The organism is Microbulbifer maximicatervae (SeqCode), assembly GCF_052467305.1.
This window is the reverse complement of the sequence record NZ_CP174306.1, coordinates 5,195,597-5,209,173: the sequence shown is the minus strand read 5'-3', so window position 1 is coordinate 5,209,173 and position 13,577 is coordinate 5,195,597. Positions and strand designations below refer to the sequence as shown.

Sequence of the window (13,577 nt, the reverse complement as noted above, 5' to 3'; positions counted from 1 at the left end):
ATACTGTCCCCAGAATAAACATAACGTCAGTCTGAAGACCCATTGGGATAGCAGAGATTATGAACTTCTCTTCATTAGCTTTTGCCATGCTCACCACAGCTACTACTCCTAATAGTTGCACAGATGGTATCGCTTTACTCCATGGAGTAACAGCCATTGCCGCTGAATACCCTTGGCTGAGTGCAGATAAAAAAGATTATATAGTCCGAGACTATCCACGAATGTATCTCGTGCTACCTAAAATACCAGGGGAGCAAACAGTCGGTAATGAACAGCCTAATGCTGCGGTGGATAAAGAAAGCTGCCAGGTTATTAATGTGTTTCTTTCGAGCTGATCTTATTTAGTATCTCAAAGCTCCCTACGGCTTAGTTCCGGGAGCTCTCCCCCTATCTACTACTACCCTTGCTCGGCATAAGTCAGTGTATTGTTATTTTCGTTACACTCATCGACGAGATTGGTAAAGTCAGCAGTTACCTCTAAAACCGCATCCGGATCAAAAACCCAGTAACCCAAAGTAAATACAATACTTACAGTGCCACCTGCTGGAATTGCAGGCGTCGCCTGTACATCGTTGGCTAGTGTATCAATATCTAAAAGGCGAGCCTGGCTGATTGGCGCTGCAAGAGCACCTATATTAGTGATATCGACTACGATGATGGATTGCCCGGTTCCAGGATTCCAGATCGGATCATAGATTTGGCTCACTATCAGGTCAGGTTTATTACATACACACAGACACATATAGTGATCATCTTCTTTGACACCATAAGGAGTTCCGACATAGCAAACCGACTTATCGTCAAACTGATTGCCATAGAGCCAGTGAGATGATGGGTCATTGACAGGTTTCTCGATTATTTCAGGGTCGCGAGTTACCTTACAAACACTGGTAGATTCAAAATCATCTATCAGGTCAGTAGCAACCTCTGACTCAGGCACCCCTCCAACCCAAATTGCACAAGTCCGACGACATGTCAGTGGACCCTGCCCCTGCCAATAATTTGGAAACCAACCCGCTTCATAGTTTTGCATACTTAAATCTTGAATTGGATCTGCATAACTGCTAGAAGCTAAAATCCCTAAGATAACTACACGCAATATAGATTTAAACATAACGCCCTCCATTTAAGTGAATACACCTATAAATTTACCCATTCCAGATTCATGTAACTTAGACTGAATTTATGGGTAGAGCGATTGTAAACTGTGCTTAATGAATATCTATGGAAACAGTAAATTTCTGGCGGGCATTAATTTTGCTTTCTATTGAATGAAAACAAAAAACAAACACCTTCAAACCGCGTATTTCTAATAACAATTAGAATAGAAATCCATCTATCATACAATTATAAATAACAAAATTACGCAGCTGGATCAAGAATCACAAATTGGAATAACCAGAAATTTATAATTCAGCCAAACTATAAAATGCGGCCATTACCGTACAGAGTATAATTAGTGGCAGATAAACAAAATTTAAAGCCGAGTATTTAATACAGGTCGAGACCCACCCCTCTTTATAGATATTCTTTTGCATCACTAGTAAATTTATTGGCATCCAAAGGAAAAGCAGCAGCAAAATCCCATAACATAAAATTTCCATCCAGAACAAAGGCTCAACAAATTCTTGCAAGAGAAAAATAGCAGTTCCTAGCAACAACGTTAGGCTCACATAGGCATGACTATGGAGCGATACAATAACATGTTCCATATACAATTTTTCTCTACATGCATAAAGTAGCCACAATATACCTGAGTATATTGGCAGCATAAGTAACAGCATTGTAGGAAGAGATCCGAAGAAAGCTTTGGCAAAGATTGTAGGGTTTTCCGACACTCGCTCAATATTACTTCTCGCCTTTTTGAATTCGATATCAAACCAATGACGCCATGACTGCGGCATAATTTCTACGGCATAGACTTTTTCTTCAATAATTGAGAGTACTCGATTAAAAGATATCGACCATACTTCTTGCTTATTTTCTGCTCCACGAACTTTCAATTTCCTGCCACCAGGCAGATCCCAGTCAAATTGTTTTTCTGTATCACCTGTGGATGACGGAACCATTTTTGCGGCAACATTCTCACTAGTACGGATAGACTGCTCTTGAGCAATACTCCAATCACTACTAATACGAATCAGAAAAAAGGCACTTACGCAAAGAAAGATAAACAGCTTTACCGGGCTTACATATCGTGCTCGCCTTCCAGATAAATATTCTATCGTCAAAAATCCTGGGGATAACAGTAAAGCCGGCAGTGTTCTCCACAAACGTGAATCAAATGCCACAAGGGTATTTAGAAAGTCTCTAATCACACTTGATAAGCGTCTCACAATACCTTCTGCTGACTGTCCACAGCCATAACAGAAATGCCCCAATAAAATTGTATTACAGTTAGAGCAATAATCTTGCCTCTCTACCGAGGCTTCCTTTCGACTTTTAATACCCACTATATCTTCCGATTATATATAACTGTAAACTTTAAATGTCCATCAATTTATATCGCTAAAACCGTTATTACAATCCAGCCAAGCTCCAAACGATGGCAAAAACCGCTCCAATTGATAATAGACACAAGTAAGCCATCCCCAATACTGAATATTTACAAAAGGTTACAAACCAGCCTTGCCTATATATACGCTTTTGCATCCAAAGGAGATAAACCAGAACCCAAAAAATCAATAAGGTTATCAGGGCCTCTAAAGCTAATGTTATAGGAGTATACCCAGCCATGTTAACACTTAGCACGTATAAGATATTTCCAATCAGGATACTTAGAAATATAAAAGCATGACTATGTAAAGCTACAATTAAGTGCTCCATATATAGTCGACGCTTAAAGATATAGAGCACCCATAACATCATGGCAAACATTGGCAACATGATTAACAGTGCATAAGGAAGCGTCTTAAGAAATGCTTTCTTGAACCGATTTGGATTTTCAGTAACTTGCTTAATATTCTGGTTAGCATTTTCAATCTTGGCATCCATCCAGTCTTGCATGGGCTTTGGTAGGCCCTTGATATCCATTCTTATCAATTTATTATCTGGATCATTGGCTGATGACTGCCAAACCGGCTCCGAGTCCTCTTGAGAAATTATTCGCCCCTTATCACTGCCTTTAACAATCTCATTTTTAATACCTCTTTTAATACCCTCTTCAACCTCCTCTTTAGCTTCGATAAGACTTATTTCAGCCTTCTTAATTTCTCCTAGCAGGCCTTTTTGTTCAGGAATTTCAGTATGTACTGGCCGATCCGCCTGCAAAAGGAGGTCGACACCCGACGCTTCTAACTGAGGTCCTTCATTTGAAGCATCAACATCCATAAAATTGATTGTCCAGTCTCCACTCAAACGAGTTACAAATAGACTGGTGATACAGAGAAAAATAAATAGCCGTACAGGGCTTACATATCGAACACGACGACCAGAAAAATACTCTGTTGTTAAAAACCCTGGTCGGAATAATAGCGCAGGTATGGTTTTCCATGTTCTGGAGTCAAACGCCAACAAGGTATCTAAGAAATCACCGATTACAGATGAAAAATGCCGCACCATACCTTTAACGGGCTGACCACAAGCATAACAATGGGGACCTAACAACTGTGTACAGCAGTTTGCGCACTTATTATCTTCATTACAAACACTTGCTATTGATGTCGTACTACTCAAGATCTACTTCCTTCGACATTCCCTTTAACTACTTACCACCAGTAATCGAAAGTCCAATTTTCTGAACAGAATTACGGATATAAAAATTTGCAATACAATATTCTGAATATAGACAGTACTGCGAGTAAACTCTCTAGTTTGAATAACTTAACATCCAAGCAGCATAGCTTCACCAACACCAACCATTAAACGCTTATGCGTTTAATGGTTGGAATCCTATTAGGATATATCCTTATAACTCTGCCAAACTCCAAAGTACAGTAAGAGCCGCACCTACAGATAATAAAACTAGATAGGCTAACCCCAAAAAAGAATACTTAAACAAGGTCATGAACCAACCCTGCTGATATACACGCTTTTGCATCCAAAAAAGATAGACAGGAACCCAGAGAATTAATAGTGCCATCAGGCTATCAAGAGATGAGGATATAAATGCGTATCCTTCCAGTTGACTACTAATACTATAAAACAGGTTGCCAATCAGAATACTCAGGCAGATAAAAGCCTGGCTGTGTAACGCTACAATCAGGTGCTCCATATAAAGTCTGCGTTTAAAGACGTAAAGCACCCACAGCATCATGGCAAATATTGGCAGTATGACTATAAGAGTTGACGGAAGAGCTCCCAAGAATGCTTTTTTGAAACGATTTGGATCGTCAGTCACCCTTTCTACATTTTTATGGGCGCTCTCTACCTTACGGTTCACCCAATCTTCTAATGGTTTGGGAAGCCAATCAACTTGAAGAAACTCTCTATCTAACTCACTAATAGTCTCATTCAATCCTGAGGCCAGTTCCTCTTTAGAAAGGTTTTCCGATCCATTCTGGCCTCCATCAATCTCACTTAAATCTTCATTGAGTTTATGCAAACCATCGGTAAGCTTCTCTTGTTCGCTAATCAGATTTTTCTCAACATCTTCCAAAACAGCGACAGCATAACTATTGTTAACGTGCTTTTCTTTGCCTTTTCGAATATCTTCGATGGCGTCGTTATAACCTTGGCTCGCCTTTTCAACATCGACTGACTCAACGTCTACATTTCCAAAATTAATAGCCCAATCACTGTTTATCTGGGTTACAAAGAAGCTGGTGATACATAGAAAGATAAACAAGCGTACAGGGCTGACATAACGGACCCGTCGACCAGAGAAATACTCAGCGGTTAAAAATCCAGGTTTAAAAAACAGAGAGGGTATTGTTTTCCATGTGCGGGAATCAAAAGCAAGCAGGGTATCAAAAAAGTCTCCAATTACTGAGGAGAAATGACGAACCATGCCTTTAACCGGCTGACCACAGGCATAGCAATGGGGCCCCAATAGCTCTGCATGACAATTGGCACAATGGTTTGGATTATAATCCGAATTATTTGTAGAGGTTGCAGTGCTCATTACCGCTCACCGAATCACTGATTATCTTATTTACCTGGCAAAAGCTTCCAGGCCCAAGTATCTGCTAACGAACCAGAACCGAAATACCTCAATTAGCAGAACTCTACTAATATCCCGATTATCAGCTGGAGTACAATTTTTTTAATGACTTATAGGTATTAAGGGAGAGGTAAAAGAAACGCGCCGACTATTAGGCGCGTTTCGAAGGGAAATTGGCATAAATTGCCGGTTGCTAATTATCCAAAAGGAAGCGTGCAATTGTACGCAGGCCGTGCCCTTTAGCACCTGGCGCCCACTGATCATTGCCACTGGGCTGGTAAGAGCCGGAAAGGTCCATATGCACCCAATTGCGCCCTTCATCCCGTACAAAGCGCGCCAGGAAGGAGGCTGCCGTAGATGCACCAGGACTTCCCTCAATACCAACATTGGCGATATCGGCAAAGTTGGATGGGGTTTGCTCAAGGTGGAAACGCTCTAAAGGAAGTCTCCACGCCTTTTCATTTTCCTCAGAAGCTGCAGACAATACCTTTTGAGCTGCTTCATCTTCAAAACTAAAGACAGAGTTGAAATCCCGACCTACAGCCATCTTTGCTGCACCGGTCAGAGTAGCGGCATCCAATAACCAGCGAGGATCTTCTTCCGAAGCTGCAATTAAACCATCGGCCAGCACCAGGCGCCCTTCAGCATCGGTATTCAGTATTTCTACACTCACTCCGTTTTTATATTTAATAATATCGCCCAATTTAAAGGCATGACCGGAGATCAGATTTTCTGCGCAACAGAGATAGAGTTTGACCCGCTTGTTGAGACCTCTGGCTATTGCAAGAGCCAAGCCTCCAGTTACCATGGCCGCGCCACCCATATCGGATTTCATTGTGGCCATGTTGTTGGACGGCTTAATGCTGTAGCCGCCGGAGTCAAAAGTAATTCCTTTACCCACCAAACACATATCAACCGGCGCCTGGTCATCACCCGTCGGGTTGAAGTCCACTTGTAACATCACCGGCTCACGTACACTACCACGCCCAACGTTGTGGATACCGACAAACCCTTCACGCAGCAGGTCATCCCCGGCAACTATACGGTAAGTTACCGCACTGGGAGCCAGCTTTTGCAGCATTTCTGCAGCGCTCTCCGCCAATACACGCGGAGACACATCATCAGGAGTACCATTAGTAATTTCACGAACCCAGCGACTGGCATTTTCACGGGCGGCGAGTTCTTTTAACTCGGCGCTGTCATCAGTCCCCCAGTCAATTTTGTTGGATTTACGCGGGTTAAAAAAACCTGCCCAAAATGCCCAGCGGCTTTCAATGCTCCAGCTTTCTCCTTTGAGGATAGCATCGTTGACCCCCATACCATCGAGCTTTCGGGCAGCTCGCTGCGCTGCAACCAACACAGCGCCTTTCGCAGCGCTAATATGAATATTGGCAGCGCTACCATCAAAGCTCAGCAGTGCTGATTCTCCCCAGGGTTCCGGCGCAAAGCCCTCAACCAAATGAATATGCATAGCCTTTGTCATACAACACCTATTTTGAAACTTGTGTACCAATTTTATCGGTATTTCTCCTGCATTCTAACAGGACATTAAAAATACTTGATGATTGCACCGCCACCGAGTCGACAGATAAACTGTGAACCAAGACAAAATTACTATTAAGTAGAGAAATTCGTTAGGGAAGAATAAATGGCTGATTCCTGCCACTATCACACTAGCAAGACTGCATCCTGGCAGTGCCAGCCCTGCAACCGTCAGTTCTGTGGCGAGTGTATTCCGGGTTCGAGTACCAATTACCATGGGCAGGGTCCCGAATGCCCGCTCTGCCGCGATAGCCTGGAATATATTGGAGCCAGTAACAACGCCAAGCCTTTTTGGCAAATGGGGCTATTTTACTTTCTCTATGCTTTTAAGCCTGGCCCTCTAACAATCATGGCTGTTGCAGCAGCGGGCAGTATGGCAATAACGTCAATGGGTCTTCTGACCCTTATCGCTTTGGTAGCCATTGTAGCTGTTGTATCCCGCTACAATCTCTTGGTCATCGAAAGACTCGCAGGAGGCCAACTGGAAGCCCCTCCACTGGCAGATGCACTTGATGGCAATGGTGCAATGTTATTTCTGAAAGTCATTGGAATGACATTGATCGCCGGTTTTGTTGGCTACAAGCTTGTACAATTTACTGGGAGCCTCAATGTCATAATGATTTATGCGGCCGCCCTGTCATTTTTAGCGCCGGCTGCAATGATTGCCTTAGCGCTTACCCATAGTTTGAGGTCCGCAATCAACCCACTCAAATTATTGGAATTTACCCTAATCATTGGCTGGCCCTATTGGTTGCTGTTAATTATTACCAATATCATTTCTTTCGCACCCAATATACTAATGGCCGTGGTCAGCGATAAACTGCCGGCTTGGGCAATTTTCCCGACCACGGCAGCCATTGTCTCTTACTTTTCCATCGTCTCAAGTGCTGTAATGGGATATATCTGCTTAACTCGACAGCAAAAACTGGGAATAGCTTCAATACAAGAAGATGATGAAAATTACTTAGAGGAAAATGAATTCCTGTGTAAGCGCGCTCGGGCTGAGGCGCAAATATTTTTACGCGAAGGGGACTTCAAGGGCGCTCGCCAGGCTTTGGTTGAAGGGTTGCGCCGCTTCCCTAACGACGAAACTCTTAATGAGCGCTACTACCGCCTTTTACTTGCTACTGACGATAAAAAAGCCCTTCAGGAGCTGGGGCCACATCTACTAGAAAAATTTGTACAGATAAATCGCCCACATAAGGCAGCTGAACTGTATTTGGCCACAGAGCCCAGCCTGACTGTGGCTAAGCCCGAGATACGCCACGCACTAGCCAAAGTGCTATACCAACAGCATAAGTACCAATTGGCAGCACAGCTGCTCAATAATTTACATAAAGAAGCCTATCCACAACTCGATGCTGCCTATCTGTTATTGGCACAAGTGTATATGGATGGATTGGATAGAGAGGACTTGGCAAAAAAACTACTGCACTTTGTCCGACAGAAATTTCCAGAGAGTACTTTGCGTTCTGAAATCGATACCCTGTGGAAAGTACTTAACAGCACTGCCGAAATTCACTAAATAGCAAAATATGGGTAGCCATCTATGGTAGCTACCCTAAACCTAGCCCGACATTCGCTACCAATGCTTTAGCGCCCGATTCCATAGATACAAACCTCGCGCAAAAACGTTGTAACCTTTATTCAAAAACCACCTAAGGCCGGCTAGCTTCGACACCCTAGCCTTCCATTGCTCCTTGGGAGAGTTCTCCCAAATTGTAATAAAAGCTTCGTAGCCTACTTTCAGATTTCCATCCGCATCCAATACATGCAACCGCTCACGGACAAACTCTAAATCTGTATTCAGTTCCTTCGCTTTATCTTCATCAATATGAACATCCTCCCAATCCACTTGGCAGGAGACGGACTTTTTCTTTTGTGCTGAAATTCCTGCGTTACAGACTGGACAAGCGGAATTATAAAAAACCCGAATCTTTTCAGGCATAAGCTAAAAATCCATTCTTTTTCTACCGGCGAAAACTACTTAGGGTGGTCAATGTCATCGCGGTTCACCAACTCCCAGGGTAAACCATTATTTCGGTAGATCCGCTGATTTTTTTCTGGGTAGTCGGCAACATCATGTTGCAATCGCTGGCCTACAACTATGCAGCGCAAGGTCACTTCTCCCACATTGCGCATCACATGAGCTGGGCCACCAGCGGGGTAGCCAATAAAATCCCCTGCAGAAACCTGGTGGTGATCGTCACCAATACGCACCTCGGCCCTACCCTCCAGGATATAAACACATTCATCTTCAAAATAGTGACAATGGAATTCTGTGGATTCATAACCTGGCTCGATTTCAATCATATGGAAACCAAAGCCGGATATGCCGGTAAGATCACCCAGGGACTTGTTTTTACGCACCGCATTGGCATTAAGGAAATGTACCTTGCGCTCCCCCTCCATCCCTGCAATTTCGGTCCCGGTCAAAATATAGCGACTCACTCTGCCCCCAATACAATATTTAATTATTTATAAGACATACCAAATTATGTTCATCAACCTGAGGCAGCCATATCTTGGGTCATCTCTTTCACCTCGCGCGCGCGGCCTTCCTCACCCAGGCGACGATAGTAATTGACCAGAACCATTCCCAGCTTCGGAATCAAGGGGTGATTCACTCGCTGCTGTTTCAAGTGGCGCAGTAATTCCTCTAGCCACGGCCAGTCCTTTTCCTCCGCTGCACGCCGTGCCATCAATAAATTTGCCTTTCCGGTGAGCGCCTTTGGACTTTTTGTTGCCGCCAAGTAGCGGCGATAGCCACTTGCCAGGGTATGGCCATCGATCTCCAGATTTCCTGCCTGGGCAAATAAAGCGAGATTGGCCCGGTGGTAACCTTCACTCTCTGGCGCCGCTGAGGTCAGTTCTATATAGCGCTCAATCAGTGTTAACGCCTGTGGATATTGCCGCACCGCTGAGGCTGCCGCTTCAGTGGCTTCCAGGATTTTTCCCTCTTCCAAAAAACGATCAATCCGCGCCAAGGCTACCCTTTGGGGGGACGGGGCCTCCTCTTCCTCCGGCATAGGTTCCACCATCGGGCGCCAGTACAACACCGCCAAAGTCAGGGCAAAACCTGCAAGTAAACCACCAGTATGGGCCCAGTAGGCAATGCTGGCATCTCCATACAAATAACCGAAAATCTCCTTACCCAACCACAGCGGTAACACCAGCAGCGCCGGTGCACTGAATTCGCCAAACATAAAACCAATGGTGTAAAAGAAACGTAGCCGGCGCACACCGTAAACCGCGACGAACATGCCCATAATTGCCGAGACCGCACCGGAGGCACCCACCATCGGTACATGGCTGCCGGATTCCACCAGCACATGCAGACCTGCTGCCGCCAATCCTCCCACCAGGTAGAGCCCTATAAACCACAACCCTCCCAGGGCCAACTCAACAGACAAGCCAAACAACAGCAGAAACACCATATTGCCGATAAGGTGATCCCAGCTTCCGTGTAGAAACATATGGCCAAAGGCTCCAGCAATACTCGGGTCTGCCGGTATCAGCCCCAGTGCGTTGCTACTGACTCTATCCCGCAGTTGGGCAAACTCCTGCCTCTGTCTTAACCATTCGGTCTCACCCTCTGCTTCGAGCTTCGGCAACAACCAGTGGTGGAATTCAGGGTTACCCAGGGATTCCCGGTAAAAAAACTCCTCCCCTTCCACACCCATCTGCGCTCTCCACTCTGGGTGCATTTCATTGACATACACAAGAAAGCGTTGCTCTTCGAGGTCCGGTAAGTCACTCTCAAAATAGTAATCTTCAGCTTCCTGCCAGCGAGCTTCATCCCCCCCTTGATAGAAAACAAACATCAGTAAGTTAAGGGCAATCAACGCAAAACACATTAATGGCGGCCGGCGCCAGTCGGGTTTGTTTTGGATGGGGATGATCAGCACGGGCTTCCCTTATTGTGATTTCATCAGCGCCCTGAGAGAAAACGCAGTAACACCGGTAAATGAACTTGCACCAACACAAAGGCCAGTAGACTGAAAATACTATGAAATCCCGGAGGTGTCATGCCAGCCGGACTCCAGTTACTTCCTGGCGGTACGGCCAATGATCGCCGGAACATCCCAACTGCGCAGATGCAGATCTCTCTGAGGGAAAGGTACCTCAATACCCTTATCGCGAAATTCCCGCAACAACTCCAAGTTGTACAGGGCATAGGAGTCTCCCAGGGAAGTCACCATATTGCTGTTGACCCACACCACCAACTTGAAGTCGAGGGCATTATCCCCGAACCCCATCAGCCACACCTCGGTTTTTCGCTTCCAGTCGGTATGGGTGATATTGACTCGAGCAGCAGCTTCCAGGGCAGCTTCCCGCACCAAATCTGGGTCCGAGGCATAAGACACACCAAAGGGTACATGAATACGGCGCACAGGATCATCCAGTGTGTGGTTAATAACCCGGCCCGCAACAAACTCAGTGTTGGGCACCAAGATATCCACATTGTCCCGCGTGGTAATACGGGTTGAGCGCACGCTGATATCGCGGATGCGGCCAAAAACGCCCGACTCCAGCTCCACCAGATCACCCACTTTGAGAGGGCGCTCAAACAGCAAAATCAAACCGGAGATAAAATTCGAGAAGATCGCCTGAAGCCCAAAGCCAATACCTACCGACAGGGCTCCAGCGACCAGGGCCAACTTGGAGGTATCCAGGCCCAACATGCTGAGCACCACAATCAGGGCCGCGGAAATAAAGATGTAATGCAACACCCGCCCAAGATTGTACATGGAGGATTCACTGGCATGCTCCCTGCGCACAAGCCGGCGCAGGAAGGCCTGGGTGAGTCCAGACAATAGCCAGGCCCCCACCAAGACCACAATCATCTTGGCGATCAACCGCAGGGTTATCGGGTTCTGGGCAACAGTAAATAGCTGATAATCCGCCAACTTACGCCAGCGGTTATAAGCTTGTCTTGCGCCCAGTGCGACTCGTTCGCGCACTGTTGCCCACCAACCCTGGCGCTCCTTGTAAACCTCCAGCTGGGCCTTTTCATAGCGCTGAATATCCTGCTCGAGGTCATTGGCGCGGGCCAGGCCACTGCCAATACGCTCAAAGTAAGACCACCAGCGACTCAGGTCTTCGTTCTCTTCATCTTCGCGCCAGGCCACCACCTGGCGCTGGCGCACCGCCAGCTCCCGCGACGCACTTTCAATCACAGAGTTGGCATTTTCCAATAAATCCCGACTGATAATCAGGGGGCGCTCTTCGCCCTCTTCATTCAGGACCTCATTGATGGATTGCAGCAATTCCTTTTTGCGTTTTTCCAACTGCTCCTCCAACAAGTCCACTTCAAGCTGCATCAGGGTGAGGTCTTTCTGCATATTGATGGTGGGGTCAGTGGAGGGTTCTGTAGTGCTTTGAATACTGGTGCGGGTCGCAGAAATACGTTCGATTTTCTTTTCGTTCGCGGCAATATCCTTATCTATTTCCTCTGCATCTTTACTGGAGTAGACGAGGGTATCCAGAAGTCTCCGCAATTTAATTTCTGCGCTGTTAATCTTTTCCCGCCAGGTTCCCAGGAAAGTATTAACGGTACTCAGCTGCTCAATAATATTTAGGTGATTTATTTGAGCTAAAAGTAGGGCCTGCGCCGCCTCATCCTCCTCTCGTCCACTGGAATCCCGCAGCACAATCACTTGTTTACGCAGTAAAGATAGAGACTGGGACTGGGTTGATTTAAGTTGGCGAGCCTCCAGTTCTACGCCTTTCAACCTACGTCGGCCACGGCTGATGGCAGAATCGGCCTTGGCCCAGTTCAATACCGTTGGGTTCTCTGGAAAATCCACATCCGGCATTAAAGGGACTTTCAGGTACTCCTCTCGTTTTTTCCAGGTAATTGCGATCCCTTGTAAACTTTGGCTAATCTTTTCTGCACCGTCCTGTAAGGCCTCATCCTCCGGCAAATCCTTTTCCCACTCCTCCCAGCTCTTTGTGACCAAGCTAAGCCATTCTCGTCGCTCTTCGGGAGAAGCACTGGTCCATCCAGTCCACCAATCTGCAGAGGGGTCAGCAAAATCCGGAACCTCCGGCTTAAACTCCTTGGGTTTACTACCGGGAAGCTGGGCGACACTGGAAACAGAGAGACAGGCGACGCTAAAGAAAAGGAGAAATGAAAGGGCGAGGTGAAGAAAAGAAAATTCTTTGCCGGCACTACAACGAGGGATGAAAAGGCTGGCACCCGGCATAAAATACTTCTATCCGTGAAAAAATCCGGCACTAATAAAATAGGCGCCTACTGGGCCATATTGTTCAGTGTAGCCCAGGGACTTCCCTGCCCCATGCATTTACCTGAAGCGCCGACTTTGACGCAAACATTTTCTGTATACCTTGCGATATTCACGCATAGCCTGCCTGGTTGTTTTACCAGGCTCACCCGTACGGCGCAGCAAATTTGCCGCCCGGGCTTCACAGTAAATATCCCAATCCTTACGATCGACTCGTTTACCCTCTGAGCGGTGCCGCAAATGGCGGGGCGGATACGCTCGGGGGTATATTTTCTTTTTCGGAGCTAGGGGATTGCGATTAACATGCTGCCAATTGGGAGGGGGCGTGACCACCACATATTGATTGTCCCTGGGGTCTAATAAGAAAAAGGTACCATTACCCGCAAGCATATAATGCTTGTTACCCAAGTTAATGGGGGTTCCAAAAGGTACTCGGGAGACCCGAGCTCCCAGAGGCGGCTCAATCCGGGTATAGGCGTCGGGGCCTTTGCGGTAGAAATAACCATTTTTATAAAAAACTGTCTGGTTATTCACTTCGATAGGCTCAGCTCCGGGAGGCAGGTGGTCCGATCGAACCTGAGACTCCGAAACAGAACAGAAGAATACAAGAAATAGGGTAAGCAGGGATCGCATGGCTAATGTCATCAGCAAATTGCAATCCGCTAAGGGTATGGTGCGAACAAGTC

Annotated in this window: 12 protein-coding genes; 2 read left to right on the top strand and 10 right to left on the bottom strand. The window is 46.2% G+C overall.

All coding sequences use genetic code 11. The features are described 5' to 3' along the window. Positions 1–59: 59 nt before the first annotated feature. The gene (locus tag ACJJI4_RS22690) at positions 60–335 is read left to right on the top strand and encodes a hypothetical protein (protein WP_413664215.1); all 276 of its coding nucleotides are present in this window, start codon (positions 60–62) and stop codon (positions 333–335) included. Positions 336–397: 62 nt separating this feature from the next. On the opposite strand, the gene ACJJI4_RS22685 is transcribed toward ACJJI4_RS22690, so the two are convergent. The 5 genes from ACJJI4_RS22685 to pepB form a co-directional block, all read right to left on the bottom strand. Further along, a complete protein-coding gene (locus ACJJI4_RS22685) occupies positions 398–1,114 on the bottom strand; it encodes a CARDB domain-containing protein (RefSeq protein ID WP_444926549.1) in 717 nt (238 codons plus the stop codon). Between the two features lie 292 nt (positions 1,115–1,406). After that, positions 1,407–2,453 carry a DUF3667 domain-containing protein gene (locus tag ACJJI4_RS22680; protein WP_444912022.1) on the bottom strand — a complete coding sequence of 349 codons (1,047 nt, stop codon included), beginning with the start codon at positions 2,451–2,453 and terminating at the stop codon, positions 1,407–1,409. A gap of 67 nt (positions 2,454–2,520) precedes the next feature. Beyond that, positions 2,521–3,675 carry a DUF3667 domain-containing protein gene (locus tag ACJJI4_RS22675; RefSeq protein ID WP_444926548.1) on the bottom strand — a complete coding sequence of 385 codons (1,155 nt, stop codon included), beginning with the start codon at positions 3,673–3,675 and terminating at the stop codon, positions 2,521–2,523. A gap of 232 nt (positions 3,676–3,907) precedes the next feature. Further along, complete coding sequence (locus tag ACJJI4_RS22670; RefSeq protein ID WP_444926547.1) at positions 3,908–5,062, bottom strand: DUF3667 domain-containing protein; 1,155 nt, start codon at positions 5,060–5,062, stop codon at positions 3,908–3,910. 232 nt (positions 5,063–5,294) lie between these two features. Continuing rightward, positions 5,295–6,584 (bottom strand): aminopeptidase PepB, encoded by a 1,290-nt coding sequence (pepB, locus tag ACJJI4_RS22665; RefSeq protein ID WP_444926546.1) that lies wholly within the window; start codon positions 6,582–6,584, stop codon positions 5,295–5,297. Between the two features lie 165 nt (positions 6,585–6,749). Between pepB and ACJJI4_RS22660 the strand changes: the two genes are divergently transcribed. Then, complete coding sequence (locus ACJJI4_RS22660; protein WP_444926545.1) at positions 6,750–8,168, top strand: hypothetical protein; 1,419 nt, start codon at positions 6,750–6,752, stop codon at positions 8,166–8,168. 57 nt (positions 8,169–8,225) lie between these two features. On the opposite strand, the gene ACJJI4_RS22655 is transcribed toward ACJJI4_RS22660, so the two are convergent. The 5 genes from ACJJI4_RS22655 to ACJJI4_RS22635 form a co-directional block, all read right to left on the bottom strand. After that, positions 8,226–8,591: a thiol-disulfide oxidoreductase DCC family protein gene (locus ACJJI4_RS22655; RefSeq protein WP_444906538.1), complete on the bottom strand. Its 366-nt coding sequence runs from the start codon at positions 8,589–8,591 to the stop codon at positions 8,226–8,228. A 35-nt stretch (positions 8,592–8,626) separates the two neighbouring features. Next, positions 8,627–9,094, bottom strand: a complete 468-nt coding sequence (locus ACJJI4_RS22650; protein ID WP_444906539.1) for a cupin domain-containing protein — start codon at positions 9,092–9,094, stop codon at positions 8,627–8,629. A gap of 53 nt (positions 9,095–9,147) precedes the next feature. After that, positions 9,148–10,551, bottom strand: a complete 1,404-nt coding sequence (locus tag ACJJI4_RS22645; RefSeq protein ID WP_444906540.1) for a rhomboid family intramembrane serine protease — start codon at positions 10,549–10,551, stop codon at positions 9,148–9,150. A 138-nt stretch (positions 10,552–10,689) separates the two neighbouring features. Beyond that, positions 10,690–12,852: a mechanosensitive ion channel family protein gene (locus ACJJI4_RS22640; protein WP_444926544.1), complete on the bottom strand. Its 2,163-nt coding sequence runs from the start codon at positions 12,850–12,852 to the stop codon at positions 10,690–10,692. 99 nt (positions 12,853–12,951) lie between these two features. Continuing rightward, positions 12,952–13,536 carry a DUF6515 family protein gene (locus ACJJI4_RS22635; RefSeq protein ID WP_444892664.1) on the bottom strand — a complete coding sequence of 195 codons (585 nt, stop codon included), beginning with the start codon at positions 13,534–13,536 and terminating at the stop codon, positions 12,952–12,954. Positions 13,537–13,577: the final 41 nt, after the last annotated feature.